The 14,515-nt window shown below is 68.6% G+C and carries 9 protein-coding genes; 5 read left to right on the forward strand and 4 right to left on the reverse strand.

What is annotated here, in order from left to right; all coding sequences use genetic code 11:
* Positions 1-23: 23 nt before the first annotated feature.
* Together JWQ81_RS10105 and JWQ81_RS10110 are read right to left on the reverse strand one after the other, a co-directional pair.
* On the reverse strand, positions 24-827 hold the full coding sequence (locus JWQ81_RS10105) for an alpha/beta hydrolase (RefSeq protein WP_297539911.1): 804 nt from the start codon (positions 825-827) through the stop codon (positions 24-26).
* A 42-nt stretch (positions 828-869) separates the two neighbouring features.
* Positions 870-2,333 (reverse strand): amidohydrolase family protein, encoded by a 1,464-nt coding sequence (locus tag JWQ81_RS10110; protein ID WP_297539913.1) that lies wholly within the window; start codon positions 2,331-2,333, stop codon positions 870-872.
* Positions 2,334-2,527: 194 nt separating this feature from the next.
* Here JWQ81_RS10110 and JWQ81_RS10115 point away from each other — a divergent pair, with 194 nt between their 5' ends.
* The 3 genes from JWQ81_RS10115 to JWQ81_RS10125 all read left to right on the forward strand — a co-directional run bounded on the left by JWQ81_RS10115 (position 2,528) and on the right by JWQ81_RS10125 (position 10,452).
* Entirely contained in the window at positions 2,528-5,719 is a 3,192-nt protein-coding gene (locus JWQ81_RS10115) for a S8 family serine peptidase (RefSeq protein WP_297539915.1), read from the forward strand.
* Positions 5,720-5,960: 241 nt separating this feature from the next.
* Positions 5,961-7,469, forward strand: coding sequence for a discoidin domain-containing protein (locus JWQ81_RS10120; RefSeq protein WP_297539917.1), 1,509 nt, complete (start codon positions 5,961-5,963; stop codon positions 7,467-7,469).
* Between the two features lie 13 nt (positions 7,470-7,482).
* Positions 7,483-10,452, forward strand: coding sequence for a glycoside hydrolase family 3 C-terminal domain-containing protein (locus tag JWQ81_RS10125; protein ID WP_297539919.1), 2,970 nt, complete (start codon positions 7,483-7,485; stop codon positions 10,450-10,452).
* A gap of 76 nt (positions 10,453-10,528) precedes the next feature.
* On the opposite strand, the gene JWQ81_RS10130 is transcribed toward JWQ81_RS10125, so the two are convergent.
* Entirely contained in the window at positions 10,529-11,725 is a 1,197-nt protein-coding gene (locus tag JWQ81_RS10130) for an ROK family transcriptional regulator (RefSeq protein WP_297539921.1), read from the reverse strand.
* Positions 11,726-11,825: 100 nt separating this feature from the next.
* Here JWQ81_RS10130 and xylA point away from each other — a divergent pair, with 100 nt between their 5' ends.
* On the forward strand, positions 11,826-12,977 hold the full coding sequence (gene xylA / locus JWQ81_RS10135) for a xylose isomerase (RefSeq protein ID WP_297539923.1): 1,152 nt from the start codon (positions 11,826-11,828) through the stop codon (positions 12,975-12,977).
* A 72-nt stretch (positions 12,978-13,049) separates the two neighbouring features.
* On the opposite strand, the gene JWQ81_RS10140 is transcribed toward xylA, so the two are convergent.
* Positions 13,050-13,181, reverse strand: a complete 132-nt coding sequence (locus tag JWQ81_RS10140; RefSeq protein WP_297539925.1) for a DUF1963 domain-containing protein — start codon at positions 13,179-13,181, stop codon at positions 13,050-13,052.
* Between the two features lie 59 nt (positions 13,182-13,240).
* Here JWQ81_RS10140 and dnaN point away from each other — a divergent pair, with 59 nt between their 5' ends.
* On the forward strand, positions 13,241-14,323 hold the full coding sequence (gene dnaN / locus JWQ81_RS10145) for a DNA polymerase III subunit beta (RefSeq protein WP_297539927.1): 1,083 nt from the start codon (positions 13,241-13,243) through the stop codon (positions 14,321-14,323).
* Positions 14,324-14,515: the final 192 nt, after the last annotated feature.

Below are 14,515 nucleotides of genomic sequence, written 5' to 3' on the forward strand. Positions count from 1 at the left end.
GACCGAGATCCACGGGACACGACTTAGCCGGTCAGGACCTGCTCGAGTTTCGCGGCGAACGCGCGGGGGTGCGTCGAGAGGCCGACATGGCTGCCCGGGAACTCGACGAGCTCGACGCCCAGACACACTGCCAGCTCAACCGCGCAGCGTCCGGCGTACGCCTGGCTCGAGGTCGCACCCACTGCGGGCACGATCCGCTCGTGTTGAGCGGTCAGCTTGCCGAGGTCGAGCTGGTGCCGGTTCAAACTCGGGATGTCCCGGGTGCGGAAGAAGAGGTCGTTCGCCACGCCCTGTTCGGTGGACGGGCCGAATTCCACGCCCGGTTCACGATCATCGAAGTCCATGCCGTTCTCCACGGCGAACGCGTCGGTGGACTCGCCGCGCTGCGCCGCCTCACTCATTTTCGTTTGCAGCGCCCGGAAACGGGCCAGGTCCGCCTCGGACAACACCTGACGCAGGGGCGGTTCGTGGGCGACGAGCACCGCCACCTGCGCGGGGTGGCGGCTGACCAGTTCAAGGCCTACGAAAGCCCCGAAGCTCGTACCGAACATCGGGACCGGCTCGGTGGTGAGAAACACGAGCAGCCGGTGCATGTCGTCGACGTGCGTGTCCATCGACGGCACCTCGTCCGGGTCGTCGAGCACGCTGCGGGACAGACCGCGCCGGTCGTAAGTCAGCACCGTGTGCCGAGCTTCGAGGTGGACGGCGATCGGGTCGGTGCCGTCGGCATCCCCGCCGCCGCCCTGGACCAGCAGCAGTAGCGGGCCTGAGCCTCTTGTGCGGTAAAAGAGATCGGCTCCCGGCACCCGCAGGATGTCATCGGTCATGGACGTCATCGTGGCGTAGTTCGGCATCGCCGGAAAGCGATTTCACGCCAGGAACGTCGGACGGCCCGCCAGGATCGTCGCCGTGATCGGCAGCTGCCGCAACGCCGACGGCACGAGGTCGGCCGGGTCGTCCGCGGTGATCATCAGGTCTGCCACCTCGCCCTCCCTCACCCTCCCCCGACCCCCGGACGCCGCCCGCAAGGCGACGTCGAGTGGGATCACCTGCTCGGGATGCCACGAAGCACGCTCGTCGTCAGTTCGGGTTACTGCCGACGCGATGCCATCCCACGGGTCGAGCGGCGACACCGGAGCGTCCGAGCCGATCTCGATGCGCGCGCCGGCCGCGTGCAGGCCGCCATAGGGGAACGCGCGGCCGGTGCGACCGGCCCAGTATCGGTCCGCGACGTCCCGGTCGTCCGGCGCGTGAGCCGGTTGCACGCTCGCGACCACGCCGAGTTCGGCGAACCGCGCCAGGTCTTCCGGCCGCAGCAGCTGGGCGTGTTCGATCCGGCCGGGGCACCCGGCTGCGGCGAAGGCGTCGAGCGCGAGGGTGTTGGCGTGGTCGCCGATCGCGTGCACGGCCGGGGAAATCCCGTGCGCGGCGGCACGTTTCATCAGTGCGACAAGCTCTTCGAACGGCAGCTCGAGGTTTCCGTGCGACGGCACGCCCGGATAGGCATCGTGGCAGTAGGCCGTGCGGGTGTTCAGCGAACCGTCGACGAACAGCTTGTAGGACCCGATGGTGAGCAGCCCGTCCGACCCGGGCACGGCGTCGCCCGTGCGGTGCCCGCGTTCGATGGCGAGGTCGAGCGCGAACCTGGCGATCACGCAGGCGACCCGTACCGCGGGCGGGCCGGCGGCGATCCGCCTTGTCCAGTCGGCGACGGTGTCGGTGTACTCGTAGTCGGCGATCCCGGTGACCCCGCGTCCGGCGGCGGCATCAAGTGCTTCGGCGACCCAGCGGTCCTCGGTTTCGGGCGTCGCCGAGGGCAGCTCCGCGGTGGCCGCCATGCATTCGTTCTCCAGCAGCACACCGGTGGGATGGTCGCGGCCGACGAGCTTCAACGCGGCCGGGCTGAGCCACAGGGTGTGCAGGTCGTTGCTGAACAGGGCCACCGCGCGGCCGGGCAACGCGCGTTCGAGCAGGTCCTTGTGCGGCGCGTCGGCCCAGAGCCCGTCGCGGAAACCGACGGCGACAACGACGTCACCAGCGTCGCCGGTGTTGAAGGTAGCCGCGGTGTGCGCGGCGACGAGGTCGACGGCCTCGGTCGCGGAGGTCGCCTCCGCCAGCGACACGCGGCGCCGAGCAGCGGCCCACTGCACGGTGTGGACGTGCGCGTCGACCAGGCCGGGCAGCAAGGTGCCGCCGTCGCCGTCGATTACCCGCGCGCCGGCCGGGGCCTGCCTGTCCGCGGTGATCGCGGTGACGCGGCCGTCGCCGATCCGCACGTCGGCCACTGATCCGCGGGAGCCGAGCCGAACACGGCTCAGAAGCACCTCATCCATACCGCCCACTCTGGCAGGGCACTCCGCACGCGAGGGTGATTAGGCCGTTCGGCTCACAACGAATTGCGATAGATAGGCTAATTGTCTGATTGAAGTTAAAGAAAACCCCATGTCTACTTCTCTCGCAGGTCAAGTCGAGAGAGGTCGATGCAGTGATCCCAAAGTCCCGATGGAGATCCAGAGCCGGAATCACCGTGCTCCTCACCGCGCTGAGCGCATCCGTGCTCGGACTAGCGCCCCAGGCATCCGCCCAGCCGGTCGCGCCCAGTAACCCCGCCACCGGCGCCGCCAGCGGCAAGCAGCTCGACAAGCACGACCGTCAACTCGTCGCGGAAGCGGTGAAAGCCGGGAAGCCGGACGTCACGCTGATGGTCGCCGCCGAACGGGGCAGGTCCGACGCGGCCGCGAAGGACCTCCGCGCGCTCGGCGGCGTGGTCACCTCGACCGACGCGAAGCTCGACTACCTCAAGGTCACCATGCCGGTGGCCGCGGTGGAAAAGGCCGCGGCCCTGGGCTCGGTCAACGCCGTGGACGTCGACGGGCTCATCCAGCGCGACGACCCGAAGCCCGAGGGAGCCGCCGATCCGGCGCCCCAGCCGGCGCCGGGCAAGGACACCCCGCGCGTGAACCCGTACCTCCCGAACGGCGACACCCACGCCGCCCAGTTCGGCCAGCTCTTCCCTGGTTGGGACGGCAAGGGCACCACCGTCGCCGTGCTGGACTCCGGCGTCGACCTCGACAGCGCCCCGCTGGCGACCACCAGCCACGGCGAGCGCAAGATCGTCGACTGGTACAACGCGAACTCCACCGACTCCGGCGACGGCACATGGGTGCCGCTGTCCACCTCGACCTACACCGGCGCGTTCGCCTCGGGCGGCAAGAACTGGACAGCTCCGGCGACCGGCGGCCCTTACACGTTCGGCGTGTTCTCCGAGACCGCGGGCGACCTGGGCACCGCGGGCAGCGAGACCGGCGGCGACCTCAACCGCGACGGCGACCGCGCCGACTCCTGGGGCGTGCTGCTCGACACCGCGACCAAAGAGGTCCGGGTAGACCTCAACGGCAACGGTGACTTCACCGACGACAAGCCGATGACCGACTACAAGAACAAGTACGACGTCGGCTACTTCGGCACCGACAACCCGGCGACCGACATCGCCGAGCGGATCGCCTTTGTCGTCCAGACCGACAAAGCCGGGTTCGTGAACATCGGCATCGCGGGTGCGGAGCACGGCTCGCACGTCGCCGGGATCGCCGCGGGGAACGACCTGTTCGGCGGCAAGATGGACGGCGCGGCGCCCGGCGCGAAGGTCATGTCGGTCAAGGTCTGCCTGACCAGTTCCGCGTGCACGTCGAGCGGCCTGCTCGACGGCGTCGTCTACGCGGCCACGCACGGCGCGGACGTCGTCAACATCTCGATCGGCGGGCTGCCCGCGCTCAACGACGGCAACAACGCGCGCGCCGAGCTGTACAACCGCACGATCGCGACCTACAACGTGCAGCTGTTCATCTCCGCCGGCAACAGCGGCGCGGGCGCCAACTCGGTCGGCGACCCCTCGGTCGCGACCGACGCGATCAGCGTGGGTTCCTACATCACCAAGGAAACCTGGCTGTCCAACTACGGGTCGAAGACCCAGGCCGCGGAGTCCCTGCACCCGTTCTCCTCGCGCGGTCCGCGTGAGGACGGCGGCTTCAAGCCCGACATCGTCGCGCCCGGCGCGGCGATCTCGACCGTGCCCCGCTGGGAGCAGTCCAGCCCGGTTGTCGGCACGTACCCGCTGCCCGTCGGCTACTCCATGCTGCAGGGCACGTCGATGGCGGCCCCGCAGGCGACCGGCGCGGCCGCGTTGCTGATCAGCGGATACAAGGCCACGCACGGCGGTCAGCGGCCGCCGGTGGCGCAGCTGCGTTCGGCGATCAAGTCGACCGCGCGGTTCGTCCGCGGTATCGACGCCTACGCCCAGGGCGCGGGCCTGTTCGACGTCCCCGCGGCGTTCCTGGCGCTGCAGCTCAACCCGAAGCCCGACACCGTGACCGGTTCGGTCGAGGTGCACACCGTGCAGACCGCGCTGCTGCGGCCGACGCCGAACGTCGGTGTCGGTATCCACGACCGCGAAGGCGTGACCACGGGCAAGGCCTACACGCGGACTTACACGCTGAACCGGACCACCGGGTCGGCGAAGCCGGTGCTCTACCTCGCACGGTGGGTCGGTGACGACGGCACGTTCTCGTCCGCGGGCTATGTGACGCTACCGCTGAACAAGCCGGTCAGCTTCGACGTCAATGTCGACCCGAAGACCGGCGGCGTGCATTCAGCGTTGCTGTACCTGGACAACCCGCTGACCATCGGGGTCGACCTGCAGACGATGAACACCGTCTTCGCGCCGGCGGAGTTCACCGCCGACAAGGGGTTCAAGGTCGACAACTCCGGCACCATCGCGCGCAACCAGTCGAGCAGCCTATTCGTCCGCGTGCCGAAGGGCGCGAGCGCGTTGAAGATCGACCTCACCGGCGGCGGTGACCCGGGCAAGGGCCAGGTGCGGTTCCTGCGCTACGACCCGACCGGCGTACCGCTCGACGTCACCTCGACGACGAACTGCTACAACCCCAACGGCGGCGCCGGCTGTGTCGGCGGCTCGCCGACCAGCCGGACGGTGGCCAACCCGGCACCGGGCGTCTGGGAGATCGACGTCGAAGCGCGCCGGACCTCAGATGTGGCAACGGCACCTTGGTCGCTGAGCGCTTCGGTGCTCGGCACCGCGATCACCCCGAACCCGGACGAGATCGCTTCGGCGACCATCGGCACGCCGCTGGCGCGGAGCTACACGGTCGCCAACACCCTCGGCGCCTTCACCGGCAAGCTGACGGGCGGACCTTTCGGCAGCGCGTCGGCACGCCGGCCGTCGATCACCCCGGGCGCGCAGCAGCAGTACCCGATCACCGTCACCCCGGGTTCGCAGTCGCTGAACGTCAAGATCGGGAACGCCTCGGACCCCGCGGCCGACCTCGATCTCTCGGTGTACAACTGCTCGTCGGGGACGTGTGTGCTCGCCGGTTCCAGTGGTGGGGCCACCGCCGAAGAAGCGGTGACCATCGCCAACCCGGCGGCCGGCCAGTGGGTCGCGCTCGTCGACGGATACGCGGTGCCCTCGGGTACCACGGACTATGACTACTCCGACGTGTTCGTCAACCCCGCGTTCGGTTCGGTCGCGGTGACCGACGTGAACGCGGTACACGCGTCGGGCGGTTCGTGGACCGTTCCGGGCACGGTGACGGCGTCGGCCGCACCCGCGGCCGGCCGGGTGCTCACCGGCCCGCTCACCGTGCAGACCGCCGACGGGATCGTCATCGGCAGCGGAAAGGTGATCATCAACTCGGTCGGCTGACGAGCGTGTTGCAGGCATGCGTGAAGGCCCCCTTCGCAGCGGAATCCGCTGTGAAGGGGGCCTTCACGCATGCCCGGGAGCTACGGTTCAGACGAAGTTGATCTTTGACAATAATCAGGTTTTTGCGAGAACTAGTCCGACTATTGCGCTGGTCTGTTGGAAATTTGTATGATCCGGGCCACATATCACCCAAACCCCCTTCTTCTCCATCCGCACTGACGCGACGAGGAGCCGGTCCCCCATGCGACGCCTACGCACCGCGATCCTGGCACTACTACTGCTCGCGACCTCGGGAGCCCTCGCGGGCCCCGTGACCGCGTCCGCGGCACCCGGCGCGACCCCGACGGTGTCGCCGAAAGTGCAGCTCTTCTATTACCCGTGGTACGGAAACCCGTCGGTGTACGGAAGCTACCGGCACTGGCCGCAGGGAAACCTCACCCCGCCGCTGGAGATCAGCTCGAACTTCTACCCCAAGCTCGGCGCGTACGACTCAGGCGACCCCGCCGTGCTGAACCAGCAGATGGACTGGATCACCCAGGCCGGCGCGGGCACCATCGTCTACAGCTGGTGGGGGCAGGGCTCCTACGAGGACAACCTCGTCCCGGCGGTGATGGCGGCCGCCGCCCAGCACGGCATCAAGGTCGCGTGGCACATCGAGCCGTACACCGGTCGCACGGCCGCGTCGACGGTCGCCGACATCGGGTACATCAACTCGCGCTACGGCAGCAGCCCCGCGTTCTACCGCGATCCTGACCACGGCAACAAGCCGGCGTTCTACATCTTCCAGAGCCTGTTCATCCCCGACTGGACGACCCTGGACCAGGTCACCGCCGGCAACATCGTGCTCGCGCAGACCACCGACGTCTCGAAGGTCGCCCACTTCAACGGGATGTACACCTACGACGGCATCGCGGGCGCGACCGAAACCGGCTGGCAGGACGTCGGCGCGTACTGCCACGCGCACGGCATGGTCTGGTCGCCGTCGGTCGCCCCCGGCTACCTCGACGACCGCGCCGTGCCCGGCAACACCACGCCGACACTCGATCGCGCGAACGGTGCCACCTATGACAAGGAGTGGACGAACGCGATCACCCCGGCGACCGGCGGAAACCCGGACTGGGTATCGGTCACCTCGTTCAACGAGTGGCACGAAGGGTCGATGATCGAGCCCGCGACGTCCACTCCCCCGACCGTCATCCCGTACTTGACCTACGACGGCGCCTACGGACAGACAGGAACGGCCGCGGAGACGTCGTATCTCGGCCGAACCCGTTACTGGGCCTCGAAATTCGACAATATCGGCCCGACCGACCCGCCGCCTCCGCCGGTGAACACCAACGTGGCCCTGCACAAGACGGCGACCGCGAGCGGTAACCAGGGCGGCTTCCCGGCGTCGAACATCACCGACGGCAACGCGTCGACGTACTGGGAGAGCACGAACAACGCCTTCCCTCAGACTGTGACCGTCGACCTCGGAGCGGCTTCGGCCGTCGGCCGCATCGTGCTCAAGCTTCCACCGTCGCCCGCCTGGGGCTCCCGGACGCAGACGCTTTCCGTGCTGGGCAGCGTAAACGGCTCGGCGTACGGCACCCTCGCGGCCTCACACGGCTACTCGTTCGACGCGTCGTCCGGCAACACCGTGACGATCACGTTCCCCGCCACCACCCAGCGCTACCTCCGGCTCGCCGTCACCGCCAACACCGGCTGGCCCGCCGGGCAGGCGAGCGAGTTCGAGGCCTACCAGAGCTGAGTAAGGAGTCATGATGAGACGACGCCTTCTTTCCCGCGCCTTCCTGGCGGTGGTTTTGGCCACGGCCGGGCTGAGCGCTACGGTCCCCGCCGCGCAGGCGGCACCCACGAACGCGTGGATGAACCTCGCCGACCCGCCCGAGCAGCGAGCCGGCGCGCTGCTCGCCCAGATGACCACCGCCGAGAAACTCACCATGATGCACGGCGGTGTCCAATGCGACTGGGGCGCGTGCGTCGACCCGATCCCGCGGCTGGGTATCCCTTCGCTGCGACTGCAGGACGGCCCGGCCGGGGTCGCCGACGGCGTCGCCGGGGTGACGCAGCTGCCGGCGCCGGTCGCCGGGGCGGCCACCTTCGACCCGGCGCTGATGAATGCCTACGGCGGCGTGATCGGCTCGGAGGCCTGGGGCAAGGGCGCGAACACCGTCCTCGGGCCGACCATCAACATCGACCGCGATCCCCGCTGGGGCCGCTCGTTCGAGTCGCTGAGCGAAGACCCGTATCTGGCCGGGCAGCTCGGCGCCGCCGACATCCAGGGCATTCAGGCACAGGGCCCGATGGCGCAGGTCAAGCACTACGCCGTCTACAACCAGGAGACCTACCGCAACACCACGTCCGACAACGCCGTCGTCTCCGACCGCGTACAGCAGGAGCTCTACCTGCCCGCGTTCGAGGCCGCGGTGAAACAGGGCGGCGCGGACTCGGTGATGTGCTCCTACGCCGAGATCAACGGCACGTTCGCCTGTGAGAACCCCCAGCTGCAGCAGACGATCCTGCGCAACCAACTGGGCTTCGGAGGGTTCATCACCTCCGACTGGGGCGGCACACACTCCACGGTCGCGGCGGCGAACAACGGGCTCGACATGGAGATGAACGGCAGCGACTTCTACGGCGCCCCGCTGACCACGGCGGTCGCGAACGGACAGGTGTCGATCGCGACGATCGACAGCCACGTCCGGCCCATCCTGGTCGAGATGTTCAAGGCGGGCCTGTTCGACAAGGCGCCCGGCGGCACCATCGGCACCAATGTCACCTCCGCCGCGCACACCGCCGTCGCCAAGCAGGTCGCGCAGGAAGGCAGTGTGCTGCTGAAGAACAGCAACGTCCTGCCGATCGGCTCGTCGGCCCACTCCGTCGCGGTGATCGGCAACGACGCCGGCCAGAACGCGATGACCCGCGGCGGCGGCAGCGCCGGCGTCAACCCGCCGTACGTCGTCACGCCGTACCAGGGCATCCAGACGCGAGCGGGTTCCGGAACGGCCATCACCTACGCACAGGGCGTCGCCTCCCCCAACGGCGAGACCGTCGACAGCTCGTTCCTGACGCCGTCCAGCGGCAGCGGGCACGGCCTCTACGGCCAGTACTACACCGGCACGACCATGTCCGGCACTCCGGTGGCGACCAGGGTCGACCCGAAGATCGACTACATCTGGGGCGGCCAGCCGCCGCTCGCCGGCGTCCCCGCGACGAGCTGGTCCACCAAGTGGACCGGCACCCTCACCCCGCCGACGACCGGCAACTACCAGTTCGCGATGACCAGCGACGACGGCAGCCGCCTGATCATCAACGGGCAGACCGTGGTGAACAACTGGTTCAACCAGCCGGCCACCACCCGCACCGGCAACATCACGCTCACCGCGGGCCAGCCCGTCAGCATCGAGGTCGACTACTTCCAGGACGGGGGCGGCAGCGTCGCCAACCTCGGCTGGACGATTCCCAACCAGAACCTGCACGACCCGGCTGTGGCCGCCGCGCGCAACTCCGACATGGCGGTCGTGTTCGTCAGCAACGCCGGTTCCGAGGGCGGCGACCTGAACAACATCGACCTTTCCGGTGTGCAGAACCAGCTCGTCAGCGACATCGCCGCGGTGAATCCCAACACGGTCGTCGTCGTCAACAGTGGATCCGCGGTCACCATGCCGTGGGCCGGGTCGGTGAAGGGCATCATCGAGAACTGGTTCCCCGGGCAGGAAGACGGCAACGCGATCGCGTCACTGCTGTTCGGGGACGCCAACTTCTCGGGCAAGCTGCCGGTCACGTTCCCGAACTCGCTGAACGACGTCCCCGCGCACACCCCGCAGCAATGGCCGGGGCAGAACGGATCGGTGCAGTACTCCGAAGGCCTCAACGTCGGGTACCGCTGGTACGACAGCCAGAACATCACGCCGATGTTCCCGTTCGGCTTCGGCCTCTCGTACACGACGTTCGGCTACCAGAACCTGACGGTGTCCGCTCCGGACGGTTCGGGCGCGGTGAGCGTCGGCTTCGACCTGACCAACACCGGGAGCCGGGCGGGGACCGAGGTCCCGCAGGTCTACGTCGGGCAGCCGGCGGGGGTCGGTGAACCGCCGAAGGCCCTGCACGGTTTCCAGCGGGTGACGTTGAACGCGGGACAGACCCAGCATGTGACGATCAGCCTGGACGCGCGCAGCTTCCAGTACTGGAACAACGGCTGGGTCAACGCTTCCGGGGTCAACACCGTCTCGGTCGGCTCGTCCTCGCGCGACCTCAAGCTGACCGGCCAGGTCACCATCGGCGGCGGTGGCACGACCCCGCCGCCGGCGAACCCGAACCTGGCGCTGAACAGCCACGTCACGGTCAGCAGCACGCAGGGCGGCTTCCCCGCGAGCAACGCCGTCGACGGGAACGCCAACAGCTACTGGGAAAGCGCCAACAACACGTTCCCGCAGTCGATCCAGGCCGACCTCGGCTCGGCGACGACGGTGGGCCGCGCGGTGCTCACGCTTCCGCCATCGGCGGCTTGGGGCGCGCGCACCGAAACTCTGTCGGTGCTCGGGTCCACGGACGGGACGAACTTCAGGACGCTCGTCGCGTCGGCCGGGTACCGGTTCGACCCGGCGACCGGGAACACCGTGACCGTCACGATCCCGTCAACGTCGGCGCGATACGTGAAGCTCGCCTTCACCGGCAACACCGGCTGGCCGGCCGCGCAGGTCTCCGAAATGCAGGTGTACGGCTCGTAGGGCTCGTGAGCGTTCCGGTTCGCCCGGGTGCAGGTGTCCCGCAGGCCACAGTGGCCGGCCGGAACGCTCACGACTCCTAGACCCGCGCGGCCTCCGCAGCCGCGCGGGCACGGGCGACGTAGGGCCCAGGATCGGCGATGACCCGATGGACGACCTGGCCGGCGGCACCGAGCGTCGCGGCGTCGCCGCCGAGCCCGGACCCCACCAGCGAAGGCACCGAACGGCGAAGGCCGCCGAGCCGGGACTCCATCGCTTCGGCCGCCGGGCCCGCGATCCAGCCGAACAGCGGGGCGAAGATCCCGCCGAGCACGATCCGATCAAGATCCAGCAAGTTCACCGCGGAGGTCAGGGCGATTCCCAGTGCACGCCCGGCGTCCGCACAGGCCGCCAACGCGTGCCTGTCGCCTGCCTCGAGCCGGTGAAGCAGGTCGGACATCCCGCTCACCACGCTTCCAGGCGGCGCGGCCGCGCGCAGGAGCGCTTCCTGGCCGGCGTAGCCCTCGAGGCAACCGTGTCCACCGCAGCGACACGGCGGGCCGCTCGGCGAGACCACCACATGGCCCAGCTCACCCGCCGAGCCGTGCACACCGCGGAACAGCGAACCGCCCACGACCAGCCCGGCACCGATCCCGATTTCTCCTGAGACGTAAAGGAAATCGGGCTCCCCGGTGCCGAACCACAGCTCGCCGAGCGCGGCGAGATTGGCCTCGTTGTCCATATCGACCCGCAGCGGCAGGTCGAGCGCTTCGGCAGCCCGGACGCCACGCCAGCCGAGGTTCGGCGCGTTGTGGAGCACACCGTCCTCAACCGGCCCCGAGATCGCCAGTACCGCGCCGGCCACGGTCAGGCCCATGACTTCGGCTTCGCTGAGCGCGTTGAGGGCGAGGACCCGGAGCTCCCCAAGCACTTCCGAAGGCTGGGTGCCGCGGTTGTCGCGGTCGACGCGGACCCGGAACCGCTCCTTCTTCGCCAGGTCGAGCAGGCAGACCGCGAGGTAGTCGACGTTGACTTCGAGCCCGAGCGCGGCGACCCGATGTCCGCTGAGGACGACCTCGACTCCGGGGCGGCCACGCTCGCCGCCGCGGATGACCCCGGATTCCGTCAGGATCCCGGCGTCGATGAGGTCGCCGACCAGTTTCGACACGGTGCTCTTGGTCAGCCCGGTGCTCTCGGCGAGCGCCGCGCGCGTCACCGGGCCGCTGCGCCCGACCTCGCCCAGGACGACTTCGAGGTTGCGCGCTCGCATCGAATCGTGTCTTACGGCCTGCGTCATGGCACCCCCTCCGCTCAAGGGTGAGACTAGTACGCACTTGACGTGAAGGCAGTCGGCACGCATATTAAATCCATAACGTGAACTAAATGGAGGATCGCTGATGGACGCCTACACCCCGACCAGGGAAGACCGCTTCACGTTCGGCCTGTGGACGGTCGGCTGGCAGGCGAGCGACCCGTTCGGGCAAGCCACCCGGCCGCCGCTCGACCCGGTCGAGAGCGTGCATCGCCTGGCAGAACTGGGCGCGTACGGCGTGACGTTCCACGACGACGACCTGCTCGCCACCGAACCCGATCGGGACAAGGCGATCGCCCGGTTCAAGCAGGCACTGGCCGACACCGGGCTCAAGGTGCCGATGGCCACCACGAACCTCTTCAGCCACCCGGTGTTCAAGGACGGGGGCCTGACCAGCAACGATCGGGATATCCGGCGGCACGCCCTGCGCAAGGTCCGCCGCAACATCGACCTCGCCGCCGAGCTCGGCGCATCGACCTACGTCGTCTGGGGCGGCCGCGAAGGCGCGGAGTCCGACGCCGCGAAGGACGTCGTCGCGGCGCTGAGCCGGTACAAGGAAGGCTTGGACCTCCTGGCGTCGTACGTGGTCGAGCAGGGCTACGACATCCGATTCGCGCTCGAGCCCAAGCCGAACGAACCACGCGGCGACATCCTGCTGCCGACCATCGGCCACGCGCTGGCGTTCATCGGGCAGCTCGAGCGGCCCGAGCGGTTCGGCGTCAACCCCGAGGTCGGGCACGAGCAGATGGCCGGACTCAACTTCGTCCACGGTGTCGCGCAAGCGCTCTGGCAGGGCAAGCTGTTCCACATCGACCTCAACGGGCAGCACGGCCCGAAGTTCGACCAGGACCTCATCTTCGGCCACGGCGATCTGACCAGCGCGTTCTTCCTGGTCGACCTGCTGGAGAACGGCGGCTACGAGGGCCCGCGACACTTCGACTACAAGCCGCTGCGCACCGAAGACGCCGACGACGTCTGGATTTCGGCCGCCGCGAACATGCGGACATACCTGATCCTGAAGGAGAAGTCGAAGGCCTTCCGCGCCGACCCCGAGGTCACCGCGGCACTGGCGGAGTCACGTGTGCCGGAACTCACCGAGCCCACGCTGTCCCCCGGTGAGTCCCTCGACGACCTGCTGCGCGACAACTTCGACGAGACCCTCGCAGCCAAGCGCGGCTACCACTTCACCCGCCTCAACCAGCTGGCTCTGGAACACCTCCTCGGCGTCCGGGGATGACGCCCCGGCTCTGGTCGTGCTGCTCCGAAGACCAGCACGACCAGAGCCGCTTCCCTTACCGGACAACGTATTTCAGCCACACTGCCAGGTGAACAGCGCGTTCGCGAACCGGCGGGCGGCCAGGTCCTCCGGCCGGATCAGCCAGTACAGGATGCCGAAGTCGCCCCACATCATGTCGCCCTCGCTGTCGATCTGGGCGAGCACAACCCAGCCATCGATTCCGGATCGTCGGAACTGTCGGTGGTGGCCGCTAGCTTGCCACGATGGACCTCACCGCTTCCACTCGTGCTCTGGCAGCCGCCGTTTCCGAGTCCGCCAAGCTGTCGCCGGGAGCGCTGTCCGCGGTGCTGCTGCGCGCGAATGCCGACGGGTTGACGCTCGTGGGCGCCGACAGCGAACGCTGGACACGCCTGACGTGCGAGGCCACCACACACGTCGACGGCGACGCGACGGTGCCTGTCGCCCCGCTCGCCGAGATGCTGCGCATGCTTGACGCGGCGTTCGTACGGATCGTCGTCGAGGGTTCTCGGCTGGCGGTGCGTGTGGACGGTGCCCGGTTTGCGCTCCCGCTGCTCGACAAAGCCTTGCACCACACACGGACGACGCCTCCACCCAAGGTGGCCGACGTCGGTGGCGCCGCACTCGCGGCGGCATTGCGGACCGTGGCCGCCACCGCGTCGCACGACGACACGCTGCCGTTGTTCACCGGCGTGCGGCTGCACATCGACGACGGAAAGCTGAACCTGGTGGCGTCGGACCGGTACCGGATGGCCGTGGCCAAAGTTCCGTTGCTGGCCGTCACCGGCTCCCTCGACGCACTGGTGCCTGCCACTCTGCTCGTCGAAATCGCCAGACAGGCCAAGGGAATCGTCGGAGTGCACACCGAGCACGGCAGGTTCGGCCTCAGCTGGTCCGGGAACACGGTGAGCACGGCGGTGCTCGACGGCGGCTTCCTCTCCGCGAGCTCGATCGCCACCTCATCGATCGACACGACCGTCGAAGTCCGGGCCGACGTGCTCAGCGCGGCCGTCCGCCGGGTCGGCATGTTCGCGGACACCCGTCGGGTGCTCACTTTGGAAGTCGGCGACGGTCAACTGCGGCTGGCCAGCTCCAAACAGGACACTGGGGAGGCCGAGGAGATGCTCAAAGCGAACGTACTCGGTGGTCGTACTTCCCCGTCGTTCCAAGCACGCTACCTGGTTGACGCACTCCAGCCCTTCGGCGGCGCGGAGGTGCGGCTCGGGATCCAGCCCGGCCGCCGGGCGACTGTCATCCATGCGACGGACCCCGGCGAGTTCGAGCTGACGTACCTCGTGATGCCGACCACGCACTTTGAGCGTTCGTGAACGTGGCCTCGATGATTTTGCGCGCTCGTGACGTCGGTATTTGTTGGTGTGTAAGGGTTTTGTTCCGCGAGATGCTACCCGTGTGAGTGATGCTGTTCGAACGAGTGTGCGGTTACGCTTGCTGTGTGGACGTGGAACAGATACCGGCGTGGACACTCACCGAAGGGGAGCTGTCCGCCGCACTGCTGCGCG

The sequence above is a fragment of the Amycolatopsis sp. genome (assembly GCF_025464955.1).
Classification (GTDB): Bacteria; Actinomycetota; Actinomycetes; order Mycobacteriales; family Pseudonocardiaceae; genus Amycolatopsis.

Coding starts and splice junctions, on each gene's coding strand:
- JWQ81_RS10105 (WP_297539911.1), bottom strand. CDS start 827: ATGACCGATGACATCCTGCGGGTGCCGGGAGCCGATCTCTTTTACCGC.
- JWQ81_RS10110 (WP_297539913.1), bottom strand. CDS start 2,333: ATGGATGAGGTGCTTCTGAGCCGTGTTCGGCTCGGCTCCCGCGGATCA.
- JWQ81_RS10120 (WP_297539917.1), top strand. CDS start 5,961: ATGCGACGCCTACGCACCGCGATCCTGGCACTACTACTGCTCGCGACC.
- JWQ81_RS10125 (WP_297539919.1), top strand. CDS start 7,483: ATGAGACGACGCCTTCTTTCCCGCGCCTTCCTGGCGGTGGTTTTGGCC.
- JWQ81_RS10130 (WP_297539921.1), bottom strand. CDS start 11,725: ATGACGCAGGCCGTAAGACACGATTCGATGCGAGCGCGCAACCTCGAA.
- xylA (WP_297539923.1), top strand. CDS start 11,826: ATGGACGCCTACACCCCGACCAGGGAAGACCGCTTCACGTTCGGCCTG.
- dnaN (WP_297539927.1), top strand. CDS start 13,241: ATGGACCTCACCGCTTCCACTCGTGCTCTGGCAGCCGCCGTTTCCGAG.